This is a genomic window from Sandaracinobacteroides sp. A072, from assembly GCF_052616365.1.
Genome location: NZ_JBQXGU010000002.1, coordinates 518,583 through 542,827 on the forward strand (window position 1 = coordinate 518,583; position 24,245 = coordinate 542,827).

At 67.1% G+C, this 24,245-nt stretch carries 16 protein-coding genes and 1 tRNA gene; 9 read left to right on the plus strand and 8 right to left on the minus strand.

Going from position 1 to position 24,245, the window contains the following annotated elements:
• The 3 genes from dnaG (at position 1) to ACUJ46_RS08440 (ending at position 4,747) form a co-directional block, all read left to right on the plus strand.
• Complete coding sequence (dnaG, locus tag ACUJ46_RS08430; protein WP_445390022.1) at positions 1-1,806, plus strand: DNA primase; 1,806 nt, start codon at positions 1-3, stop codon at positions 1,804-1,806.
• Positions 1,807-1,861: 55 nt separating this feature from the next.
• Positions 1,862-3,871, plus strand: a complete 2,010-nt coding sequence (gene rpoD, locus ACUJ46_RS08435) for an RNA polymerase sigma factor RpoD (RefSeq protein WP_445390023.1) — start codon at positions 1,862-1,864, stop codon at positions 3,869-3,871.
• Between the two features lie 117 nt (positions 3,872-3,988).
• Positions 3,989-4,747, plus strand: coding sequence for a hypothetical protein (locus ACUJ46_RS08440; RefSeq protein WP_445390024.1), 759 nt, complete (start codon positions 3,989-3,991; stop codon positions 4,745-4,747).
• Positions 4,748-4,770: 23 nt separating this feature from the next.
• Here the strand turns inward: ACUJ46_RS08440 and ACUJ46_RS08445 are convergent, their stop codons facing one another.
• Positions 4,771-6,798, minus strand: coding sequence for a TonB-dependent receptor (locus tag ACUJ46_RS08445; RefSeq protein ID WP_445390025.1), 2,028 nt, complete (start codon positions 6,796-6,798; stop codon positions 4,771-4,773).
• A gap of 47 nt (positions 6,799-6,845) precedes the next feature.
• Here ACUJ46_RS08445 and ACUJ46_RS08450 point away from each other — a divergent pair, with 47 nt between their 5' ends.
• The gene (locus ACUJ46_RS08450) at positions 6,846-7,430 is read left to right on the plus strand and encodes a nitroreductase family protein (protein ID WP_445390026.1); all 585 of its coding nucleotides are present in this window, start codon (positions 6,846-6,848) and stop codon (positions 7,428-7,430) included.
• A 27-nt stretch (positions 7,431-7,457) separates the two neighbouring features.
• On the opposite strand, the gene ACUJ46_RS08455 is transcribed toward ACUJ46_RS08450, so the two are convergent.
• Positions 7,458-8,012 (minus strand): hypothetical protein, encoded by a 555-nt coding sequence (locus tag ACUJ46_RS08455; protein WP_445390027.1) that lies wholly within the window; start codon positions 8,010-8,012, stop codon positions 7,458-7,460.
• 109 nt (positions 8,013-8,121) lie between these two features.
• Here ACUJ46_RS08455 and cysQ point away from each other — a divergent pair, with 109 nt between their 5' ends.
• A complete protein-coding gene (gene cysQ, locus ACUJ46_RS08460; RefSeq protein ID WP_445390028.1) occupies positions 8,122-8,937 on the plus strand; it encodes a 3'(2'),5'-bisphosphate nucleotidase CysQ in 816 nt (271 codons plus the stop codon).
• A gap of 247 nt (positions 8,938-9,184) precedes the next feature.
• Here cysQ and ACUJ46_RS08465 read toward each other — a convergent pair whose 3' ends face one another.
• Positions 9,185-10,978, minus strand: coding sequence for an acyl-CoA dehydrogenase (locus ACUJ46_RS08465; protein ID WP_445390029.1), 1,794 nt, complete (start codon positions 10,976-10,978; stop codon positions 9,185-9,187).
• Between the two features lie 88 nt (positions 10,979-11,066).
• Between ACUJ46_RS08465 and ACUJ46_RS08470 the strand changes: the two genes are divergently transcribed.
• Both ACUJ46_RS08470 and ACUJ46_RS08475 read left to right on the plus strand, forming a co-directional pair.
• Positions 11,067-12,035, plus strand: coding sequence for an L-threonylcarbamoyladenylate synthase (locus ACUJ46_RS08470; RefSeq protein WP_445390030.1), 969 nt, complete (start codon positions 11,067-11,069; stop codon positions 12,033-12,035).
• Positions 12,036-12,043: 8 nt separating this feature from the next.
• Entirely contained in the window at positions 12,044-12,811 is a 768-nt protein-coding gene (locus ACUJ46_RS08475; RefSeq protein WP_445390031.1) for a hypothetical protein, read from the plus strand.
• Between the two features lie 28 nt (positions 12,812-12,839).
• Here the strand turns inward: ACUJ46_RS08475 and ACUJ46_RS08480 are convergent, their stop codons facing one another.
• From ACUJ46_RS08480 to parE, 3 genes are read right to left on the minus strand one after another with little or no spacing between them, the layout of a single operon-like run.
• A complete protein-coding gene (locus ACUJ46_RS08480) occupies positions 12,840-13,649 on the minus strand; it encodes a 4-(cytidine 5'-diphospho)-2-C-methyl-D-erythritol kinase (protein WP_445390032.1) in 810 nt (269 codons plus the stop codon).
• Positions 13,646-15,487, minus strand: a complete 1,842-nt coding sequence (locus ACUJ46_RS08485; protein WP_445390033.1) for a tetratricopeptide repeat protein — start codon at positions 15,485-15,487, stop codon at positions 13,646-13,648. The genes ACUJ46_RS08480 and ACUJ46_RS08485 overlap by 4 nt, the downstream gene beginning before the upstream one ends.
• A complete protein-coding gene (gene parE / locus ACUJ46_RS08490; protein ID WP_445390034.1) occupies positions 15,480-17,456 on the minus strand; it encodes a DNA topoisomerase IV subunit B in 1,977 nt (658 codons plus the stop codon). The genes ACUJ46_RS08485 and parE overlap by 8 nt, the downstream gene beginning before the upstream one ends.
• Positions 17,457-17,778: 322 nt before the next feature.
• On the opposite strand from parE, the gene ACUJ46_RS08495 reads away from it, so the two are divergent.
• Complete coding sequence (locus ACUJ46_RS08495) at positions 17,779-18,525, plus strand: TorF family putative porin (RefSeq protein WP_445390035.1); 747 nt, start codon at positions 17,779-17,781, stop codon at positions 18,523-18,525.
• Positions 18,526-18,824: 299 nt separating this feature from the next.
• Here the strand turns inward: ACUJ46_RS08495 and tig are convergent, their stop codons facing one another.
• Positions 18,825-20,357, minus strand: coding sequence for a trigger factor (tig, locus tag ACUJ46_RS08500; RefSeq protein WP_445390036.1), 1,533 nt, complete (start codon positions 20,355-20,357; stop codon positions 18,825-18,827).
• 58 nt (positions 20,358-20,415) lie between these two features.
• Positions 20,416-20,500 (minus strand) — tRNA-Leu (locus ACUJ46_RS08505).
• Between the two features lie 208 nt (positions 20,501-20,708).
• Here ACUJ46_RS08505 and ACUJ46_RS08510 point away from each other — a divergent pair.
• The gene (locus ACUJ46_RS08510) at positions 20,709-24,203 is read left to right on the plus strand and encodes an indolepyruvate ferredoxin oxidoreductase family protein (RefSeq protein ID WP_445390037.1); all 3,495 of its coding nucleotides are present in this window, start codon (positions 20,709-20,711) and stop codon (positions 24,201-24,203) included.
• The last annotated feature ends 42 nt before the right edge of the window (positions 24,204-24,245 follow it).

Below are 24,245 nucleotides of genomic sequence, written 5' to 3' on the forward strand. Positions count from 1 at the left end.
ATGAGCCTGCCGGCCGAATTCCTCGATGACCTGAGGGCCCGGATCGGGCTGTTCTCGCTGGTCGGCCGGCGGGTGAAGCTCGTGCGCGCGGGGCGCGAGATGAAGGGCTGCTGCCCCTTTCACAACGAGAAGACGCCCAGCTTCTATGTGAACGAGGACAAGGGCTTCTATCACTGCTTCGGCTGCGGCGCCCATGGCGACGCAATCGGCTTCGTCATGGCGCAGGACGGGCTGAGCTTCATCGAGGCGGTGAAGAGCCTTGCCGCCGAAGCCGGGCTGGCCATGCCGGAAGAGCGGCAGCCCGACCCCGAGACCCGCCGCCGCGCCGGCCTGCAGGATCTGCTCGAAGCGGCGGCCGACTGGTATCGCACCCAACTGGCGGGCGTGTCTGGCGCGGATGCCCGCGCCTATCTGGAGCGGCGACAGGTTTCCGCCGATGTCGCGGCCCGTTTCGGCCTTGGCCTCGCCCCCGATTCGCGCGATGCCCTTTCGCGCGCGATGATGGCGAAATTTCCCGGGCTTGAACCGGCGCAGATGCTCGACGCCGGCCTTGCCGGGGAAAGCGAAGGCCGCCGCTATGATCGCTTCCGTGGGCGGCTGATGTTCCCCATCCATGACCGGCGCGGCCGTGTCGTCGGCTTCGGCGGGCGCGCGCTTGGCGATGTGGAGCCCAAATATCTCAATTCCGCCGAAGGCCCGGTCTTTCACAAGGGGCGGCTTCTCTACAACCTGCACCGGGCGGCCCCGGCGGCGCGGAAATCCGGCCGGCTGCTGGTGGTCGAGGGCTATATGGATGTGGTCGGCCTTGCCCAGGCCGGGTTCGAGGAAGCCGTGGCGCCGCTTGGCACCGCGCTCACGGAAGAGCAGCTCGAACTGGCCTGGCGGCTGGTTCCAGAACCGCTGCTCGCCTTCGATGGCGATGCAGCCGGAATGCGGGCAGGCCTGCGCGCCGCGCATCGCGCGCTCGCGCTGCTGAAACCGGGCCGCAGCCTTGGCTTCCTTGCCCTGCCCCCCGGGCAGGACCCGGACGACATCGCCCGGAACGGCGGCCACGCGGCCATCGAAGCGCTGCTGGCCACCGCTCGCCCGCTGGACCGCTTCCTGTTCGATGCCGAAGCCGGCGCGGCCCCGCTCGACACGCCGGAGCGGCGCGGGGCACTGAAGGCGCGGCTTAAGGCCCTGGCCGCCGACATCGCCGACCAGGATCTCAGGCGCGACTATCTCTCGACATGGCTCGACCGGGCTGACGCGCTTTTCCGCGCCGCGCGCCCGCAGCGCGGCGGGGGCCCGGCAACCGGGGCACGGACAGGCCGCGGGCAGGATTACAGGCAGGATTACAGGCGCGGCCAGCCGCTGCCGCCGCCCGGTGCGCTTGCCGAGACGCGCGCCATGGCGAACACCCCGTCCGAAGCCGGTATCGCCGGAATTCTCGCCAGCCTCGCCGCGCGGCCCGAAGCCCTCGCCCACCATGCGGAAGCCCTCGCCCATCTCAACCTGAGGACAGAGGCGCTGGCCCTTGCACGCGATGCGCTGCTCCATGGCCGCGACCCCGGCGATGTGCTGGCGGGCGTCACGCCGCGCTTCCCGGCTGACATGGACGAAACGGAATTCGACGCGGCCATCGGCTCTGCCCTTGCGACTCTGGCCCAGTTGCACCACATAGGGTCCGAAAAGCAGCAACCTGGCGATCTTTCCAGTGATGAGGCCTTTGCCAGAGCGTTCGAGCGCCGGAGGCTCCTGGCTGAAGAGCGGGAAGATGCACGCCGCAGGTTGACTGCATTGGCAATTGGAAGCGATCCGGCGTGAGCGGCAGCCCTGCCCCTCGCGCTGCACGCGGTTAGGACTGGCAGACAGGACCGGCATGGCGAAAGCAGCGTTTTCCGAGACCGAGGCTCCCGAGAAGACGGAAGCCGATGGCGCCCCCGTCATCGATCTCAATGAAGCCAGCCTCAAGCGCCTGATCGCGAAAGCGAAGAAGCGCGGCTGGATCACCTATGAAGAACTGAACGCCGCCCTGCCGCAGGACCAGATGTCCTCGGAGCAGATCGAGGATGTGATGTCCGCCCTGTCGGACATGGGCATCAACATCACCGAAACCGAGGACACGGCCGAGGAAGCCGAGGAAGAGGAAGCGGTCGAGGAAGTCGAGATCGACTCCGCCGCCGGCCCCGCCCCCATCACCCCGCAGACCAAGGAAAAGCTCGACCGCACCGATGACCCGGTACGGATGTATCTGCGCGAGATGGGCGCGGTGGAACTGCTTTCGCGCGAAGGCGAGATCGCCATCGCCAAGCGGATCGAGGCTGGCCGCGACACCATGATCGCCGGGCTGTGCGAAAGCCCCATGACCTTCGCCGCCATCATCGACTGGTCGAACGCCCTCAACGAGGGGCGCATGCAGCTGCGCGAGATCCTCGACCTCGAGGCGATGCTGGCCAAGCCCAGCGAAACCGAGGAAGAAAATGAGGAGGAGGGCTCGGACCTTCCCGTCGCCTTCAAGGACGAGGAAGAGGAGGCCGAAGAGCCTGCCGCCCCCGACGAAGAGGACGGCATGACCGAGCGCCGCGCCCAGCGGCAGACCTTCGACGACGATGACGATGAAGGCGGCATGAGCCTTGCCGCCATGGAAGAGGCGCTGAAACCGCAGGCGCTGGAGACCTTCGCCACCATCGAGGCGAGCTACGACAAGTTCCTGAAGCTGCAGGCCGCCCGCATGCACGCCATGGCCCAGGGCCAGGATCTGCCCCGCGCGGACGAGCGGAAATATCAGAAGCTGCGCCAGGAGCTGACTCAGCTGATCGCGGCTGTGCAGTTCACCAATGCCAAGATCGAATTTCTGGTCGAGCATCTCTACAGCTTCAACCGGCGCCTGATGACTCTGGGCGGCCGGATGATGAAGCTGGCCGACAAGCACAGGATTCCGCGCAAGGACTTCCTCGACAGCTATCTCGGCCACGAACTGGACGAGACCTGGCTTGAGGCCAATGCCGGCCGCGACAAGAAATGGGCCGCTTTCGCCAAGGCCGAGGCCGGCGAGGTGGACCGCATCCGCGAGGAGCTTTCCCAGATCGCCCATGAAACGGGGATCGACCTCAACGAATATCGCCGTATCGTGAACATGGTGCAGAAGGGCGAGCGCGAGGCGCGCATCGCCAAGAAGGAAATGGTGGAGGCGAACCTCAGGCTCGTCATCTCGATCGCCAAGAAATACACCAACCGCGGGCTGCAGTTCCTCGATCTCATCCAGGAAGGCAATATCGGCCTGATGAAGGCAGTGGACAAGTTCGAGTACCGGCGCGGCTACAAATTCTCGACCTATGCCACCTGGTGGATCCGGCAGGCGATCACCCGCTCCATTGCCGACCAGGCCCGCACCATCCGCATCCCGGTGCACATGATCGAGACGATCAACAAGCTCGTTCGCGCCAGCCGCCAGTATCTGCACGAGACCGGCCGCGAGGCGACGCCCGAGGAACTGGCCGAGCGGCTGTCCATGCCGCTCGACAAGGTGCGCAAGGTGCTGAAGATCGCCAAGGAGCCGATCAGCCTCGAGACCCCGATCGGGGACGAGGAAGACAGCCACCTCGGCGACTTCATCGAGGACAAGAACGCCGTGATCCCGGTGGATGCCGCCATCCACTCCAACCTGAAGGAAACGGTGACCCGCGTTCTCGCCAGCCTCACCCCGCGCGAGGAGCGCGTGCTGCGCATGCGCTTCGGCATCGGCATGAACACCGATCATACGCTCGAGGAAGTGGGCCAGCAGTTCTCGGTGACGCGCGAGCGGATCCGCCAGATCGAGGCAAAGGCGCTCAGGAAGCTGAAGCACCCCTCGCGGTCCCGCAAGATGCGGAGCTTCCTCGACAGCTGAGGCATTCATCATCCGGTAACGCGCGGGCGTCGACCATGGCCTCCTGACTGAACATGCCATAATGTGGGCGATCAGAAGGCCGAAGGAGGATCAATGCCAGCTGCAACCGGATCATGCGTGGCTGAACGCACCCCATGGGCTGCCGGCCTTTCCTTTAGCCTCGCCTTCATCCTTGCGCTGGCGCTTCCAGGGCCGGCGCAGGCCGACGCCCTGCTCGACCGTCTGCGCGCCAGCGCCAGCGTTGCCGGGCCACCCGCCTTCGAGCGCACCCTCCGCCTCGAAACCGATGGCGAAACGGCCCCGCTCGTCCGCGTGGACCGGCACGACCCTGCCCTGCCGGATGGCGAGCGCTGGAGCCTGCTGAGCATCGACGGCCGCAGCCCGGGCGACAAGGAACGCGACGAATGGCGCAAGCAGGTCACCAGCCAGCAACCGCCCGGCTATCACCGCCTGCACATCCTGCTGGCCGGCCAGCCGGACAGCATCCGCCAGGAAGGCCCGTTGCGCATCTATCACTGGAAAGCCCTGAAGCCCGGCGCCCTCGGCATGAAGGGCCCCGATTTTTCGGGCCGGCTTTCAGCCGAAGCCATCCTTGACACATCCGGGCAGGAACCGGCCCTTCAGCGCGTGCGCATCTATGCGGCCAAGCCCTTCAGCATCATGATGGTGGCGAAGATGCGGGCCTTCGAGGCGACGAGCGACTACAAATCCGGCGCGAACGGCACACCCTTTCTCGTGCGGCAGACAACGCGCACCGATGCCAGCATCCCGTTCCGGGGCAACGGTGTCATACGGAGCGAAGCGCGCTTCCGCCCCCTGACGAAGCAGCCTCACACAACCCAGAAGCTGACGCGCGGCCAGCCGGCAGCTGGCTGACAAGCTGAGAGAAGGCGCTGATCTCAGCGCGGGCGGACAAGCAGGCCGAGCCACAAGGTGCGTGGTTGGCCACGCTCGGGCTGGGCGCCCGAGAAGCCGGTCTCGATCCTGGCGTCAGTCAGATTCTCGGCCGAAGCTTCCAGCGTGATGCCGCGCCCGAGGTCGAGCGCCAGCCGTGCATCGACGGTGGAGGCGGACCGCAGTCGGCGGCTGTTCAGATCATCCTCGAAGCGCGGCCCGAGATGACGGAAGGTGACCGCGCCATCGAGGGGGCCGACACGATGGCCGATGCCGATGCTGCCCGAAAGTTCGGGCGCCTGCGAAGGCCGCTCGCCATCGAGGCCACCGCCCCGGACCCGCGCGTCGACATAGGCGAGGCTGGCATCGATGCGGGTCGCGCCAAGACGCACGCGTGCATCGGCCTCCACCCCGCGGCTGCGGATGCGATCCAGATTCTGGCGCTGGCGATAGCTGCCGCCGGCCGGCACGAAGCCGACACCCGGAAACAGCCCCGGCCCCTGCCCCAGCGTCACGTTGGAAACCGGATCGTCCAGCTGGTTGGCGAACAGCGTGACCGAAAGATCAATGGCCGCGATCGGCTGCCAGCCAAGGCTTGCCTCCACGCCCTTCAGGCGCTCGGGGTTCAGGGCGGGGTTGGCCGCCGTTGCATTGAGACCGGCGCGGAAGGGCCGGTGAAGCTCGTTGATGGTTGGCAGCCGCCAGCCGGTGTAGGCAGCCGCTCGCAGGCCAATGGCGGGAAGCGGCCGCCAGGCAAGGCCGAGCCGGCCGCTGCCTTCGGTGCCGGAGCGATCCGCCGCCGGCTCGTCAAGAGTCGGCAAGCCAGTCGCGAGATCGATCTCGCGCAGCATGCCATCACCAAGACGCCAGTGATCGACGCGGCCGGCTGCCGTAAGCAGCAGGCTTGAACCCAGCCGCAGGCTGCCGTCGGCGAACAAGCTGGCGATGTCCTGGCTGCCACCGGCCTTTCGCTGCCGTGTCGGCAGGCCGGCCTGATAGCGGAAAAGCTCGTTTGTATAGCCTTCGCGTGCGATCCATTCGGCACCGAGCTGCAAGGCGGCATCCGCGCCCAGCGGCGGCTCTGCCGTCAGCCGCAGGCCCCAGCCGGAGGCCGGCGTCTTTTCCTGGTCGAGCACGGTGGTCGCCACGGCGCGGGCCGGGTCCAGCGTGCGGATGACGGAGGAAAAGGCCCGCATCTGGCCATGCAGAAGGCCCTGCAGGCGCCAGGCGCCCTCATGGGTGACGCGCAGGCTCGCATCGGCGCCGCTGGCATGGTTGTCGGCCCCCTCGACACCGCGAAGGCGGTTATCCTCGAAGGCCGAAAGCGTGGATTCCAGCGTGACCGCGCCCAGCTCCGCCACATGGCGTGCGCCGACACCCCATTGATCATAGCGGGCGGCGGCATCGGCCGGGCCTGGCTCTGCCACCAGCTTGTGCCCATCGCCGCGTGACAGGCCACCGGACAGCGCCATGTGCCCACCTGCGACGGCAATGCCGGCAGCGCTCTCCACCTCGACGGAGGCCCGGCTGCCGACACGCGCGCGCATGTGGGTGGGCCGGGCGTCGCTGACGAAGGCGATGGTTCCAGCGAGCGCACCCGAGCCGCCCACGCCGCCGCCGCGCACGACTTCGGCCGAGGCGATTTCGCGCCCGATCAGGCTGGTCCAGGCGACATAGCCGAAAAAGGGGTCATTGAGCGGCACGCCATCGAGGGTGACCAGCATGCGGCTGGCGGCATTGCCGGAAAAGCCGCGCGTGGTGACGCCATCCGCGGAAGGGTTGGACGTGCGGGTGGACGTGGCGCGGAAAAGCTGGATGCCGCCAATGCCGCGCAGCGCATCCTCCACACGACCCGATACCGGGCTGAGGGCAATGGAATCGAGCCGCACGGCGCCAAATGCCTCGGACCCCGCCCCCGGCGTGATCGCCTTGCCGGAAACGAGAATGGTTTCGCGCGCGCTGACGGCTGGCGCGCCAGCCTCGGGCGCGGGGGCTGCAAGGACGGGCGGAGTCTCGGGGGGCATGTCGGTCATGCCGGGCCGACTAGCCCGCCACGCCCCACTGTGCCAAGAAGCGGCGCATGGAATCCTATCAGTTCAACGATGCCGCAACGCCGCTTACCCTGTTGCTGAGCCGCCGCTCGGGCAAGGCGCGCGATCTTGTCGCGCCCGGGCCTGACGCTGCCGAGATGGAAACCATGCTGAAGGCCGCGACCCGTGTTCCCGATCATGGCAAGCTGGCCCCGTGGCGCTTCATCGAAATCACCGACCGCGACGCCTTCGCGGCACTGCTTCTCGATCTTTACGGCAAGGCGCGCGGCGCGCCGGGAAAGACGGAAACGCGGGCGCTGGAGGACTTCGCCCGGCAGGCGCCGAGGCTGCTGGCCGCGATCAGCCTGGTGAACGGCGAGAGCCGGATCCCGGAATGGGAACAGCTGATGACAGCGGGCGCCGCCACCATGACCCTGCTGCACGCGGCCCACGCCATGGGCTATGCCGCCAACTGGCTGACGGAACCGGCCGCCTATCTGCCCGGCCTGCCGGACGCCCTGGGCTTTCCCGGCGGCCGCATTGCCGGTTTCATCTTCATCGGCACCCCGTCGAAGCCGCTGGAAGAACGCCCGCGGCCCGAACTTGCGCACGTGACGGGCCGCTGGCCGCGCTGACGCCCGTGGACCGGATCAGCGCCCGAATCAGCGCATGCGTATGACCTGGACTGTGCGGTTCATGCGATCGAACGTCATGCGATAGCTGCCGAGCGAGCCGCGCTTGATGACGACGGCGGTTCCCGCCTTCACCGGCGGCATCGGGAAGCCTTCGGCCTGCCGCCACATCTGGCCGTTGTCGAGGATGAAGACGCTCTTGCCCAGGCTGTCACGCAGGCTTTCGGTCACTTTCGCCTCGATCTGCTCGATCCGCTCCGGATCGCCCTTGTAGCCCAGGACGCCCTCGCGGCCGAAACGGTCCTTGCGATCGGCCTCTGCCCTTGCCGCCTTCTCGGCGGCTTCGGCCTCGGCGCGGCGGCGGCCTTCCGCTTCACGCTTTTCGGCCATGGCGCGCGCTTCCGGGGACATAGCCTTCGCCAGCCCGTCATAGCAGGCAAGGCGCGCGAAATCGTCGTCAATGGCCGCGCAATCCAGCATCGCCCTACTGGATGGTGCCTGGCCGGATGGCGCCTGCGCGAGGGCCGGGCCAGCCGTAACAGCAGCCATGATCGTCCCGGCTGCAAGCCATGCTGTCGTCTTCACCGGCATCCCCCTCTGTCCTAGTCTCGTGGCAGAGAGCATAAGGCCGCAGGCAGAGTCGGCAAGTGGCAAGACCCGGCAACTGCAACCAGTGAAGAAAGATCGAAGCCTCATGTCCGCACATATCGTCGAAGACCTGGCCCATGCCCGCCTGATCGAACGCCTGACCCCGGCGATGCGCGAAGCCGGCGCCCTGATCGAACGGCTACGCGCCTCGGGCGTGACCCACCGCGACAAGACCGACAAATCCCCCGTGACGGAAGCCGACGAGGCCGCCGAGCGCCTGCTTGCCAACGCCATCCGCGCGCTGGACCCGGTGGCCGTGATCATCGGCGAGGAAGCCGCCGAAGCTGGCGACAAACCGCAGGCCGGCCGCCGCTTCTGGCTGATCGACCCGCTGGACGGCACGCGCGACTATGTGGAAGGCGGGCAGGATTATTCGGTAAACATCGGCCTGGTGGAAGATGGCGTGCCGACACTGGGGCTGGTGCTGCATCCGCCCAGCGAAACGCTGTGGACCGGCTCGCCCGGGCTCGGCGCCTGGAAGGAAAGCCGGGGCGGCGCGCGCGCGCGCATTCACGCGCGCAGCCTGTCGAGCCCGCCCGTCGTCGTCACCAGCCGCTCCCACCTCGATGACCGGACGAAGGCCTGGGTTGCAGCGCTCGCCAATGCCGAGAGCAGGCCGTCTGGCTCCTCGCTCAAATTCTGCCTGCTGGCCGAAGGCCTCGCCGACATCTACCCGAGGTTCGGCCCGACATCGGAATGGGACACGGCGGCCGCCGATGCCATCCTCCGCGCGGCGGGAGGGATCACGCTGGGCACGGATGGAACGCCCTTCGGCTATGGCAAGCCCGGCTATCTGAACGGCAGTTTCCTGGCGCTGGGGGACCCGGACGCAGCCGTCAGCCTGCCTGCCTTCACTGCCTGAGGAGGCTGGCTGAGGAGGCTGGCGAGCGCGCCATCAGCCGGAATGCAATCTTTTGAAAAGCCACGCGCATTGGTTCTTGCCAAGGCGCGTGCCTAAGGCAATTTAGCGCCAACATAGCCGACAAACCGGATCGCGCCATCAAGTCGGACAGGCCAATCCGCGTTGCCCCTCTTGTTGCGTATCGGGGGCGCCAGCCAGGGCCGGGGATGCGGAGGGGCATGCCCGGCCCTTTTCATGCCGGCCCGGCCTAGCCGGCCAGCAGCGCGTCTTCCGGAATTGCGAAAAGCTGGCTTGCCCCGCGCGTGACGGGGCCGAGCAGGGCCGCGGCTGCCGGCAGCAGCTGCTCGGCGAAATAGCGCGCGGTCGCGATCTTGGCCTTGAGGAACCGGGGGTCGCCCTCGCCTGCCTCCAGCCGGCGCGCGGCTTCGGCTGCCTGGCGGGCCAGAAGGCAGGCCCCGATCGTCAGGCCGAACATGCGCAGATAGGGCGTCGCGGCAGCGGCCGTATCGACAAGCTTGTCGCCTTCATTGCCGCTGATCCAGACGGATGCCGTCTGCAAAGCCTCCACCGCATCGTCCAGCCAGGGAACAAGCTGGCCCAGATCGCCCGTGCGGGGCAGCGCGGCGATGAACTGCCGCTCGCGCTGAAGAAGGGCGCGCCAGTGGCGGCCGCCATCCATCGAAAGCTTGCGGCCAACAAGATCCAGCGCCTGGATGCCGTTCGTTCCCTCATAGATGGGGGCGATACGCGAATCGCGATAATGCTGGGCGGCCCCCGTTTCCTCGACATAACCCATGCCGCCGAACACCTGCAGGCACAGGCTCGACACCTCGACCCCGATGTCGGTGGAAAAGGCCTTGGTGACGGGGGTGAGCAGATCGGCAAGCCCTTTGGCATCGGCCTTGCGCTGCGGGTCCGTTTCGGCATGGGCGCGATCGACGGCGGCGGCGTTCAGGCAGGCGATGGCGCGGGCGGCTTCCACATAGGCGCGCGCCGTCATCAGCATGCGGCGCACATCGGCATGTTCGATGATGCGAACGGGCGTGCGCCCGCCACCGAAGGGGGCAGACTGTACGCGCTGCCGGGCGAATTCCAGCGCATGCTGGAAGGCGCGGTCGGCAATGGCGATGCCTTCCAGCCCGACATTGATGCGGGCGTGGTTCATCATGGTGAACATGGCGCGCATGCCGCCATGTTCGGCCCCGACCATATAGCCGACGCACGCATCATTGTCGCCGAAGGCCATGGTGCAGGTGGGGCTGGCGTGGATGCCCAGCTTGTGTTCGGTGGAAACGACGCGAAGGTCGTTGCGGGCGCCGAGCGTGCCATCCGCATTCACCAGGAACTTCGGCACGATGAACAGCGAAATGCCCTTTGTGCCTGCCGGCGCATCCGGCGTGCGCGCCAGCACGAGGTGCACGATGTTCTCGGCGAGGTCATGCTCGCCCCAGGTGATGAAGATCTTCTGGCCCTTGATGCGCCAGCTGCCGTCCTCGGCCGGGGTGGCCATGGTGCGCAGCGCGCCCACATCCGATCCCGCCTGCGGCTCGGTCAGGTTCATGGTGCCGGTCCAGCGGCCATTGACGAGCGGCCGCAGATAAAGCTGCTGCTGCTCGGGGCTGGCATGGGCCTGCAATGCCTCGATCGCGCCAAGCGTCAGCATCGGGCACAGGGAAAAGGCCATGTTGGCAGCGGTGATCTGCTCCTGCACGGCGCAGGCAAGCGCGAAGGGCATGCCCTGCCCGCCATGCTCGGGGCTGGCGCCCAGCCCGATCCAGCCGCCATCGGCATAGGCGCGATAGGCCTCGCGGAAGCCCGGCGGCGTGCGCACCTCGCCATCCACAGCCTTCAGGCCCGACACATCGCCCACCCGGTTGAGCGGCGCGAAGGCGTTGGCGGCCAGCTTGCCCGCCTCACCCAGAATCGCGTCCACCATGTCGGGCGTTGCGCCTTCGAAACCGGGAAGCTGCTGCAGCCCCGCAATGTCGGCGATGGTTTCGAGCACGAACCGCTGTTCGGCAATCGGCGGCGTGTAGGTCATCTGTCCCGTCCTCTGGCAGTCTTGTTCACCGGCCTGTGCGCACGGCGCGCGTGCCGCTATAGCGCCTTGCATGCCCAAAGCCACTGCCATGAAGACGCGCCTTCTGCCTGCGGACGAAGCCGGCATCGCCGAGACGGTGAAGGTTCTTGCCGAAGGCGGCATCGTCGCCCTGCCAACGGAAACCGTCTATGGGCTGGCGGCCGACGCAGCCAATGGCCAGGCCGTGGCCGCTGTCTATGCCGCCAAGGGCAGGCCCGGTTTCAACCCGCTGATCGTGCATGTGGCCGATCGGGCGATGGCCGAACGCTGCGCCCGGTTCGACCCGCTGGCAGACCGGCTGGCATCCGCCTTCTGGCCAGGCCCCCTCACCCTCGTTCTGCCGCTGAAGCCGGGCGCGCCGGTTTCAGCGCTGGTGACAGCCGGGCTTCCGACAATCGCCCTGCGCATGCCCGCAAGCCCTGCCATGCAGGCGGTGATCAGGGGCCTCGGGCGCGGGGTTGCGGCGCCATCCGCCAATGCCTCGGGCCGTCTTTCCCCCACACGGGCATCCCATGTGCTGGAAAGCCTTGATGGCCGGGTGCCGCTGGTTCTGGATGGCGGCCCCTGCGGCCATGGCCTTGAAAGCAGCATCGTGGCGATCACCGGGGGCGGCCCGCGCCTGCTCAGGCAGGGGGCCATTGCAGCCGAAGATCTGGAAAGGATCGCGGGCCAGCCGCTTCTCCCGGCGTCGGAAGGGGAAAAGGTAGCGGCCCCCGGCATGCTGCTGCGCCATTATGCACCGCGCCTGCCGCTGCGGCTGGATGTGGTGACGGCCGGGCCGCACGAACATCATCTCGGATTCGGGCCGGTGGCGGGGGATGAAAGCCTGTCCGCCAGCGGAGACCTTGCCGAAGCCGCAGCCCGGCTCTTCGATGCCCTTCACCATGCGGAGCGGAGCGGCAAGGCGGCGATCGCAGTCGCCCCCGTTCCGCGCCATGGCCTCGGCCTCGCCATCAACGACAGGCTGGCGCGCGCCGCACGCGGGCTCGACCCGGCCGGCTTCATCGACGGGAAGTGAAAGGAAACATGATGCGCACGCGCCTTGTCCTCGGCCTGCTTGTGGGCCTTCTGCCGGTTCTGGCCGCCTGTGCACCGGCACCGCGCACCGCAAGTGGCGCAACCACACAGGGGAGCACGCAGGTGATGGTGCTGGCAACCATACATGGCGCCCACCATGACCATCCGGCCTATGGCTATGAGGATGTGGGGTCCATCGTCCGTGAATTCGAACCCGATGTCGTCGCGGTTGAGATGCGCGCCGAGGATCTTGGCGCCGACGAAGCGTATCTGGCGGCGAATTATCCGCCGGAAATGCGCGCCGTGGCGAAAGCCTATCGGGACAGGGCAAAAGGTATCGACTGGCTGGGCGCGGAACTTGAGGGAAAGCCCGTGCCATCGGACTGGTGGCGCGCGCAAAGCCCGGTCAAGGCGCTGGAACGCGATCTGCAGAAAGACCCGGCCGTCCGCACCCCGAAGGCGGATGCCCTTCAGGAAGAACAGATGCAAATCGTGCGAACAGCCAGCGCCGCAGCCCTCAACGATGGCCGCTATGACACACTTGCCCGACGCTATTACGACACGCTGGAAGAAGAACTGGCCGGCACGCGTTACGAGCTGCTGACCAGCTTTTACCGCGCCAGGGACCAGCGCATCGCGACCAATGCCGCCAGCCTCGTCGCGGCGAAACCGGGCCGGCGCATCGCGATCCTGGTCGGCGCCGATCACCGCGGCCCGGTGGTCGACGCACTCGGACAGCGCTTCGGAACGGAAATACGGCTTGTGCCAGTGCCCTGACTGCCACCCCCTCTTGAGAAAACAAGCTTCAGCGAAGCCGGCTGGGCATCACCCACCAGCCGGGGGGTGCATCGGGGTGGGTGATAGCCTTGGCGGAAAGGGCAAAGCAGGTCGCACCGGAGCCTGACATGCGGACAAGCCCGGCCCCAGGGCAGGCGCGCAGCCAGCCCAGCACATCGGCAATCACCGGCTGAAGCGAAATGGCCGGCGCTTCAAGATCGTTGCGGCCAGCCTGCCAGTCTTGCCTCAGCGGGCCGCGATCGATGCCGTCCCACGCCCTGAAGACCGGCCCCGTCGGCACGGCAACGCGTGGATTGACCAGCAGCACCGCCATACCGGAAAGGTCGGGCCCGGGCCGCAGTTCCTCTCCTCGCCCCTGCCCCCATGAAGTGACCGAGCGCACGCAGGCCGGAACGTCAGCCCCCAGCCCGGCGCCAATCGCTTCCAGCGCCGCCATGTCCAGCGGATGGCCCGCCAGCCGGTTCAAAAGCCTGAGCGTCGCGGCGGCATCCGCGCTGCCGCCACCAAGGCCGGCGGCAGTGGGGATGTGTTTTTCCAGCCGGAAGGCATGGCGCGCCGGGTAGCCGGTTGCACTGGCGAAGACCCGGGCAGCCCGGAGGACGAGATTGTCATCCAGCGGGCCGGTATCGGCCGCCATCGGCCCCACGACGGCGAGCGACCAGTCTTCGGCGTCGCGCGCTTCGAGCCTGTCCCCGAAATCGGTAAAGGCAAAAAGGGTTTCCAGCGCATGATAGCCATCGGGCATGCGGGCGCGGACATGCAGCGCGAGATTGATCTTGGCGGGGGCATGTTCCACCGCCGGCGCGGCATCGCTCATGGCTTGCCGGCAAGCGCGATGTCGAGGCCGTAATCGAGCTTCAGGGCAAGGGCCGCCGACAGCGCCTCGTCAGGCTGCAGCGCCTGCGCCGCGCGCCAGGCATGGCGCGCCTCGATCCGCCGGCCCATGCGCCAGAGCGCATCGCCCAGATGATCGGCCACCGTCGGGTCTCCCGGCTCGGCGGCGCGGGCCTTTTCCAGCAGGCGCACCGCCTCGGCATGGTTACCTGCCCGATATTCGGCCCAGCCCATGGAATCGATGATCGCCCCATTTTCCGGCGCCGCCTTGTAGGCGCGCGCAATCAGGTCGCGCGCCTCGGCCATGGCAAGCGATCGGTCGAGAAGCGAATACCCCAGATAATTGAGATAGACAGGGTTTTCCGGCTGAAGCGTCACGGCCCGCCGCAATTCGCCTTCCGCTGCCGCCCAGTCCCCCGCCTGTTCGAGGGCAGAACCGTGCAGGAAGTGCAGCTGGGCCATCTGCACCGGCCCGAGCGCCTCTTCGCCGGCGCGCGCAATCGCCCTGGCATAGGCTTCGGCGGACTGGCGGTGATTGCCTGCCTGCCGCTCGATATCGGCAAGGCGCGCCCAGTCTTCAAGCTGGGCATCCGGCCCCGCGACCACCCGCGCCACGATGGCGCGGGCCTCGTCCTGCCGGCCGGCGGCCGAAAGATAGGCGGCGCGCCTGCCGGGCGTGACGTCTGCCCATGCGCCCGCCCTGTCCAGCCGGGAAAGGGCCTCGAGCGCGAGGTCGGGCTTGCTGTTGCGGGCAAGAACATCCGCCGTGACAAGCCATGCTTCGGGCAGATCGGGCGCAAGCAGCGTGGCGATTCGGGCGAAGCCCAGGGCTGGCCCGCTCGCCCGCTCCCGCATCAGATCGCCGGCCACCCGCATGAACATCAGCGCCAGCCCATCCTGCTGGCGCGCAAGAATGCCGCCAAGCGCCTCGGGGGACAGGCGCGGGTTCCTGGCAAACGCCGCGCGCGCAGCCATCAGCACAGGATCGCGCTGGGGGCCGGAACCAAGGGCAAGAATGGCGCGGTCGCGCCACTCGGGCTCGGTGCGGGCAGCCTTCAGCGCGGTGGAAACGGCGTTCAGCCGCAGACGCGCGACATTGGCCCCTTCGGCTGCCACAAGCCCCGAATAGGCCTCGGCGGCTTCAGGCCAGCGCCCGGCCAGGGCAAGCAGATGGGCGCGGTGTTCGGCGAAATAGGATGCAGCGATTCCGCCGGCCCTGGCCGGATCGACAAGGGCAAGCGCGGCATCATGCTGGCCACGGGCCGACAGGCCATAGGCTTCCAGAACCGCGCCCATCAACGGGTTGGCGCCATCCGTGCGGCCGGATTCCGCCAGCGCCAGGCGCTCGGCTTCATAGGCGCGCCAGTCCCGCGCGGCGGCGGCGCCGGACAGGCGGATCAGCCCGACCAGCGAATCGGCAAGCGCGAAGCCCGGCCGCTCGTGATCGAGCCGGACCTGCCCGGCCAGCCGCACGGCCGCCTTCATGTCCCCGGACAATATGGCTACATCCAGCGCCCTGCGGCGAAGCAAGTCGTCCGGAGACGTCTTCAGCGCCACGCCGAAGCGTTCGGCTGCCACCGCCAGCTCATCCTCGGACAGGGCCAGCCTGCCCTGCACATAGGCATGGGCGACGGCATCAGCCGAAGGCGGGCGTGCAAGGCCGAAGGCCGGCGCCTGCGGCATGATGGCCAGCAGCCCGCCCGCCAGTAGCATGAACAGGCCCGTACCGGCGACGCGGCGCGCTTCCGGGGCGGACGGGATTTCCACGCAGTCCACAGCTTGTGCGGCCCCGTTGGCGGCGTGGCGGGCTTTGTCAGGCATCGATCGCTTCTGCCTCCAGCTGGGTTGCGTGGGCCTGAATGAAGTTGAAGCGATGCTCCGGCACGCGGCCCATCAGTCGGTCGACCAGGTCGCGCACCATATGCCTGTCCTGGTTGCTTTCCGGAAGCGTGACACGGATGAGCGTCCGGCGGGCCGGGTCCATCGTGGTTTCCCGCAGCTGTTTCGGGGCCATTTCACCCAGGCCCTTGAAGCGGCTCACCTCGACCTTGCGGCCCTTGAATCGCCTGGCGATCAGCTGCTCGCGCTCGATGTCGTCGCGGGCATAGACGCTGTCGGCGCCGGCGGTGATGCGGTAAAGGGGCGGCTGCGCAAGATAGAGGCGCCCTGCCTGCACGAGGCCCGGCATTTCCTGAAAGAAGAAGGTCATCAGCAGCGTGGCGATATGCGCGCCATCGACATCGGCATCGGTCATGATGATCACGCGCTCGTAGCGCAACTGCTCGTCGCGATATTTGTCACGCGTGCCGCAGCCCAGCGCGAGGGCAAGGTCGGACACTTCCTGGTTGGCGCCGATCTTGGCAGCGGCCGCCGAGGCGACGTTCAGGATCTTGCCGCGAATGGGCAGGATCGCCTGGGTGGTGCGATCCCGCGCCTGCTTGGCGGACCCGCCGGCTGAATCCCCCTCGACGATGAACAGCTCCGTGCCTTCGCGGCTGTTGCTGGCGCAGTCCGTCAGCTTGCCCGGAAGGCGCAGCTTGCGGGCGTTGGTCGCGGTCTTGCGCTTTTCCTCGCGCTCGGCCCGGCGGGCCAGCCGCTCTTCCATCCGGTCGATGGCGAAGGCGAGCAGCGCGCGGCCGCGTTCCTGGTCTTCGGAAAGCCAGTGGTCGAAGTGATCCTTCACCGCCGTCTCGACAAGGCGCTGCGCCTCGACGGAGGCAAGGCGATCCTTGGTCTGGGACTGGAACTGCGGCTGCGGAATGAAAAGCGACAGCAGGATTCGCGTTCCCACCAGCGCATCGTCCGAGCTGAGGTCGCCAGCCTTCTTCACGCCTGCCAGCTGGGCAAAGCCCTTCAGCCCCTTCAGAATGGCGCTGCGGAAGCCGGCCTCGTGCGTGCCGCCCTGCGGCGTGGGGATGGTGTTGCAATACCAGCTGTGGCTGGCATCGCCGGTCACGGTCCAGTGCATGGCCCATTCCAGCCGTCCGGCGCCATCGGGAAACTCGTGGCGGCCAGTGAAGGGCTGGTTGGTGACGGTCGCCTCGGCGCCGACATCCTCGCCCAGATGGTCCGCAAGGCCTCCGGGAAAGATGAAGGTCTGGCTTTCGGGCACCTTGTCGTCAGCAAGTTCCGGGGCGCAGCGCCAGCGGATCTCGACCCCGCCGAAGAGATAGGCCTTGGATCGGGCCAGACGGTAGAGCCGTTCGGGCTGGAAGCGGAGGCTGGCGCCGAAAATCTCGGGGTCTGGACGGAAGGCGACCATGGTGCCGCGCCGGTTGGGCGTGCCGCCGCAGTTTTCCAGCGGCCCCTGCGCCGCCCCGCGCGAATAGCGCTGGCGATAGAGGGTGCGGTTGCGGGCCACCTCCACCACAAGCTCTTCCGACAGCGCATTGACGACGGAAATGCCGACACCGTGCAGGCCACCCGAAGTCGCATAGGCGCCGGCGGTGAACTTGCCGCCGGAATGCAGCATGGTGAGAATCACTTCGAGCGCCGACTTGTCCGGAAAGCGGGGGTGCGGATCGATAGGGATGCCGCGCCCGTTGTCGGTGATGGAAAGCGTGCCATCGGCCGCCAGTTCCACTTCGATGCGGCTGGCGTGGCCGGCAACGGCCTCGTCCATCGCATTGTCCAGCACTTCGGCGGCAAGATGGTGCAGCGCATTGCTGTCGGTGCCGCCGATATACATGCCCGGGCGGCGGCGGACAGGTTCCAGACCCTCGAGGACTTCGATGGACTGCGCATCATAGTCACCGGACGCAGCGCCGGTGTCTTCAAACAGATCGGACATGCGCCAGTCATAGCGGCTGCGCAACGGCAAGGAAACAGGGCGGAACAGGGCGCGAACGCATGAAATGCGCCCAGCCGGAACACTGCTGTGCCAAAAATGCAACAGCCGCGCATCTTGCCACGACCCGATGCGAAAAATGCTCTTGTGCAACGCACAAAATGCGGCAACATGTCCATCAAGAGGGCTTCAAGGCCCCATCCAGAACCACTGGCGGGCCTCGGCACCGCCAAGGGTCAGGACACCGCCCTGGCGAGCGCGGAACCGGCCTCAGAGGCCCTTTTGAAATGGCCGTCCATACGGACGGCGCCAGGGAGACATTCAGATGAAGTTCAACCGTTCCATCCTTCTTGCTGCCCCGATTGCCGCGATGCTCCTGCCCGCCGGCATGGCGAAGGCCCAGGATTCCGGCGTCGAGATTTCCGGCAGCGTCGATTTCGTGAGTGATTACCGCTTCCGCGGCGTCAGCTTCTCCGATCTCGATCCGGCCATCCAGGGCTCGATCACCGTCTCCACCGCGCCCGGCTTCTTCGTTGGCCTGTGGGGCTCCTCCATCGCCGACTTCAACGGTTCGACGACGGAAATCGACGCAACGCTCGGCTGGGCTGGCAGCCTTGGCGGCCTCGACACCTCCATCGGCGTCGTCGGCTATCTCTATCCGGGCGGCACGGACACCGACATCGTCGAATTCTTCGGCACCGTCGGCACCACGGTCGGCCCGGTCGGCCTTGAGCTCGGCCTGAGCTGGGCGCCCAGCCAGAACAACCTCGATGGCTCCAGCCGCTACCTCTACGGCGCCGTGAACGCCGGCATCCCGAACACGCCGATCACGCTGAAGGCCTCGCTTGGCCACGAGCAGGGGTCGCTGGTGTTCGACGAAGCCGATGGCACCACCAAGAAGCTCGACTGGATGCTGGGCGCGGACATCGTCTTCGAACCGCTCACCCTGGGCGTTGCCTATGTCGGCACCGATTATTCGCGTGACCGCATCTTCCTGCCGGGCGGCGACAGCTTCCGCGCCAACCGCGCCGGTCGTGACGGCATCGTCGTGACGCTCTCGGCTGCCTTCTGACGCGCAGCTTCTGAAACATGGCCTTTCCTGCGCCGGTCTGGTGCTGCCGCGGGGAAAGCTTCAGAAAAGGGCGGGCCCCGGTGCCCGCCCTTTTTTGTGCCCGGCGATCCCCCCTTGGCATCCTTTCCACCTGAGGGGCATCGCACCGGCCTTCAGCCCGACAGATCAGATCGGGCAGGCAGCCCGCAAAGGCACGGCATGAAAAAGGGGCCGCACCCTGAGGTGCAGCCCCTTTGGCCATTGGCGTTCAGGCCACGCATGCCCGGCCATCAAAGGCCGGACAGGCCGATCGCATCCGCTCACTCGTCGCTGGCAGCCTTCTTCCTGGCAGCCGGCTTCTTCGCGGGCTTCTCCTCGGCGCCGGCCTCAGCGGCAGCCTTCTTCTTGGCGGCTGGCTTCTTCGCGGGCTTCTCCTCGGTGTTTTCTTCGGCAGCGGCCTTTTTCTTGGCAGCAGGCTTCTTGGCAGCCTTGCCATGATCATGATCATGGTCATGGTCGCAATCCGGCCCATGGACATGGCCTTGCGGGGTCTCGTCCTCGCTTTCGATCGCCGCTTCCAGCTCTTCGCGGCTCACGGTGCGATCGGTGATGCTGGCCTTGCCCAGCAGGAAGTCCACCACCTTTTCCTCGAACAGCGGCGCACGCAGCTGGGCGGCGGCCATGGCGTTCTCGCTGAAGAACTTGGCGACTTCGCGCTCCTGCCCCGGATAGCGCGAAGCCTCCTGGGCGACGAGGCGGTTCATTTCGGCCTGGCTGACCTGGACATTGTTCTTCTGGCCGATGTCCGACAGCAGGAGGCCCAGACGCACGCGGCGCTCGGCGATGCGGACATAATCGTCCTTCTCGGCCTCGGCCTCTTCACCGGACTCGGACTGAACCTGGCTCCAGATCTGCTCGAACTCGGCATCCACCATCGAAGGCGGAACCTCGAAGCTGGTTGCGGCCGCCAGATGATCGAGCAGCTTGCGCTTCAGATGGGTGCGGGTCAGGTTGTTGAGTTCGCTCTCGACCTGGTCCTTCAGGATGCCCCTCAGCTGCTCAAGGCTTTCGAGGCCGAGATTCCTGGCCAGTTCGTCATCGACAGCGGGCACCTTGGGCTGCTTCACGGCCTTCACCGTGATGGCGAATTCGGCATCCTTGCCGGCCAGATGCCCGGCGGGATAATCGGCCGGGAAGGTCACCTTCACGACCGTCTCGTCGCCGGCCTTCACGCCCGTCAGGCCATCTTCGAAACCGGGGATGAGGCGACCCGAACCAAGCTCGATCTCCATATCCTCGCCGGTGCCGCCCTCGAAGGCTTCACCATCGACCTTGCCGACATAATCCATGACCACGAGGTCGCCATTGCCGGCCTTGTGCTTGGCGGGCGCGTCCTCGAAGCTCTTCGACTGCTGGGCAATGCGCTCGACAGCGGTATCGACATCGGAGTCGGCAACCTCCGCCATCAGCCGCTCGAGCTCGATGCCCTCGATATCGGTCTCGGGCACTTCGGGGAGCACTTCGAGGCTGATGCTCAGCTTCAGATTTTCGCCAGGCTTGTCGCCGCCTTCGATGTCGATCTTCGGCTGCATGGCCGGGCGCAGGCCGCGCTCCGACAGAAGCTGGTTCACGGCATCGTTGACCGCCTGCTGCACAGCTTCGCGGTGCAGCGACTCGCCATGCATCTTGCGGATCAGGTTGGCCGGAACCTTGCCGGGCCGGAAACCGGGCATGCGCACCTGCGGTGCGACCTCGGCTACAGCGGCCTCGACACGGTCGGCGATCGCCCCGGCCTCGATGAGCAGCTCAAAGCCGCGCTTCAGGCCTTCGTTCAGCGTCTCGGTGACAGTCATGAAACTCCAGGTCCTCCAAGTGGCCCCACATGCGGGGTGCGGTGGCCGGAGGCGAGCCTGGTGCGGGTGGAGGGACTCGAACCCCCACGTCTTTCAACACTGGAACCTAAATCCAGCGCGTCTACCAGTTCCGCCACACCCGCCCTTGCCCCGCCTGGGGCATACCGCCTTGCGTCAGAATTCGAAGCGCGGGCTTATAACAGGCCCCCGCGCACGTGCAAGCGCCCTGAAAGGCCGGAGCGTGAGAGGTTGAAAGCAGGCCCCTCCAGCAAGGGCTGTGCACAGGCGCTGCACCGGCGTTGCATCTACCTCGAAAGGGCAGTATTATTGCCCTACTTGGGGAGAGTCCGCATGTCAGCAGAATCCATCACGCCCGAAACCACCCGGCCCGGAATCATCCGGCCCACGGCTAGCGGGCCGGCGCGCGCCGTCTCGCTGGAAGACCGATATGAACTCGATGCCCCGCGCATCTTCCTGTCCGGCACGCAGGCGCTCGTCCGCCTTGCCCTCGTGCAGCAGGCGCGCGACCGGGCCGAAGGGCTGAACACGGCGGGCTTCATCTCCGGCTATCGCGGCTCGCCGCTTGGCGCCTTTGATCAGGAACTGTGGCGGGTGCGAAACCGGCTGGAGGCCGCCAGCATCATGTTCGTGCCGGGCATCAACGAGGAACTGGGCGCGACCGCCGTCTGGGGTTCGCAGATGGCCGGAATGAACCCGCGCGCCAGACATGATGGCGTCTTCGGCCTCTGGTACGGCAAGGGCCCCGGCCTCGACCGGGCGATGGACGTGCTGAAGCATGCGAACGCCGCGGGCACATCGCGCCATGGCGGCGTGCTGGCGATCGTGGGGGATGACCATGGCGCGAAATCCTCCACCCTGCCCCACCAGTCGGACCATAATTTCTCCGCTGCCTTCGTGCCCTTCCTGGCGCCGGCCAGCGTGCATGAATTCGTGGAATATGGCCTTCTGGGCATCGCCATGAGCCGCTTTGCCGGCACATGGGTCGGCTTCAAGGCAACGGCCGATACGGTCGAGACATCCGCGACAGTCGATACCGCGCGCGAACGGCGGCCGATCCTCTTTCCCGAATTCGAATTCCCCGAAGGCGGCGTCCACATCCGCGCCAACGACATCTGGCGCGAAGAAGACACAAGGCTGCAGCGCTACAAGGGCTTTGCCGCCCAGGCCTTTGCGCGCGCCAACGGAATCGACCGGCTGGTGTGGGACACGCTGCGCCCCCGTTTCGGCATCCTGTCCACCGGCAAGGCCTTTGCCGACACCATGGAGGCGCTGGAAGAGCTGGGCATCGATTCGAAGGTGGCCGCCGACATCGGCCTCAGGCTCTACAAGGTGGGCATGCCATGGCCGCTGGAGCCGGACGGCGTGCGCGCCTTTGCCGAGGGCCTCGAGGAAGTGCTGGTCATCGAGGAAAAGCGCGAATTCATCGAGCATCAGCTGAAATGGCAGCTCTACAACTGGAAGCCCGGCGTTCGCCCCGTCGTGGTGGGCAAGCAGGATGAAAAGGGCGAATGGCTGCTTTCGCCCGACAATGAGCTGACGCCCGGCATGATCGCCCGCGTCATCGCCCGCCGCCTCAGCCACTTCCACAAGACCGAGCGGATCGAAAATGCGCTCGCTTTCTTCGAGAAGCGAGAGGCATTGCTGGCGAAGTTCGAGGCTCCGGTGAAGCGCACGCCCTATTTCTGCTCGGGCTGCCCGCACAACACGTCGACGAAGGTGCCGGAAGGCGAGCGCGCGCTGGCCGGCATTGGCTGCCACATCATGGCGCTGTGGATGGACCGGGCAGAAACCTTCACCCAGATGGGCGGCGAAGGCGCGACCTGGGTGGGCGAGGCGCCCTTCGTCAACGAAAAGCATGTCTTCGCCAATCTGGGCGATGGCACCTACGAGCATTCCGGCCTGCTCGCCATCCGCCAGGCGATCGCGGCCAACGCCAACATAACCTACAAGATCCTCTACAACAATGCCGTCGCCATGACGGGCGGGCAGCCGGTTGAAGGCGGCCTCACCGTGCCGATGATCGCCCGGCAGATGCTGGCCGAAGGCGCGAAGAAGGTCTGGGTGCTGACGGAGGATCTCGAACGCTACCCCGATGGCAGCCTGCCCGCCGGGGTGGTGCTGAAGGACCGCGCCTTCCTCGACCCGGTCAGCCGCGAGGCTGCGGCCACCAGCGGCACCACCGTCATCATCTACGACCAGGTCTGCGCCGCTGAAAAGCGCCGCCGCCGCAAGCGTGGCCGCATGCCCGATCCGGCGCGCCGCGTCGTCATCAACCCGGCCGTGTGCGAAGGCTGCGGTGACTGTTCGGTGCAGTCCAACTGCGTCTCGATCGAGCCGCTCGACACGGAATTCGGCCGCAAGCGGCAGATCAACCAGTCAAGCTGCAACAAGGACTACAGCTGCCTGAAGGGCTTCTGCCCCAGTTTCGTCACCATCGAGGACGGCGAACTGAAAAAGCCCGAAGCCCGCGCCATCGACACGGCGGGCGTGCCCATGCCCGAAGTCCCGGCCCTGCGGGAGCCTGTGAACATCCTTGTCACCGGTATCGGCGGCACGGGCGTCCTCACTGTCTCGGCGCTTCTGGGAATGGCGGGCCATCTCGCCGGCATGGCCTCGACCACGGCCGACATGGCAGGCCTCGCCCAGAAGGGGGGTGCTGTCTGGAGCCATGTCCGGCTCGCGCCGTCCGGCGCCGATCTTCTCGGGCCGCGCATCATGACGGGGTCGGCCGATCTGGTTCTGGCCTGCGACGCCGTCGTGGCTGCGGACAAGGCCGCCCGGAACCTGATGGCGCCAACGCGCACCCATGTCGTCGCCAATGGCGATGTTGCCCCCACGGCCGATTTCGTCCGCAACCGGGATTTCGATTTCCGCACCGCCCTCGTGCGCAAGACGGTCGAGCAGGTGGCGAAGGCCAGCGACTTCATCGCCGCCGACCGCATCGCCACGCAGCTGATGGGCGATGCCATCGGCGCCAACATGCTGGTGATGGGCTTTGCCTGGCAGAAGGGCCTTGTGCCGCTGCCGTTCGAGGCCATTGATGGCGCCATCGCCCTCAACGGCGTGGCGGTGGACTTCAACCGCCGCGCTTTCGCGCTGGGCCGGCTGCTTGCCCATGATCCGGCGCGGGTGGAGGCAATGCTGCGCCCGGCGCCTGCTGCCGACACGACGCTTGGAGACCGCATCGCCACCCGCGCTGCGGATCTGGCCCGCTGGGGCGACGAAGCCTGGGCCGGCCGCTACCGTGACGTGATGACGCGGGTGCAGGCCGCCGAGACGGCCGTGATGCCCGGCAGCGAGCGGCTTTCGGAAGCGGTTGCCCGCGCGCTTCACAAGCTGATGGCCTACAAGGACGAGTATGAGGTCGCCCGGCTGATGATGGATGGCCGCTTCGAGGACAGGCTGCAGGGCATTTTCTCTTCCAGCAGGACCCGCACCTATCATCTGTCGCCGCCGCTGATCGCCCGCACCGACCCGGCGACCGGCCGGCCACGCAAATATGCCGTGCCCGGCTGGCTGGCGGAACCTGTCTTCCGCCTGCTGGCCGGCATGAAAGGCCTGCGCGGCACAGCCTTCGACCCCTTCGGCCATTCGGATGAGCGCAAGCGCGAACGCGCCGCAATCGAGACCTATATCGGCGAAACCGAAAAGCTGATCGCGGGGCTGACTGCCGACAATCTGGCGCTCGCCGTCGACATCGCCCGGCTTCCGCTGGAAGCGCGCGGCTTCGGGCCGGTGAAGGCGGCGGCCGAAAAGACCGTTGCGGAAAAGCGTGCGGCATATTGGCGCCAGTGGCCCGGCGAAAGGCAGCAGAAGGCCGCCTGAAAGAGGCGAATTCAGGAGGCGCGCACAGGCCAGCGGAACGTC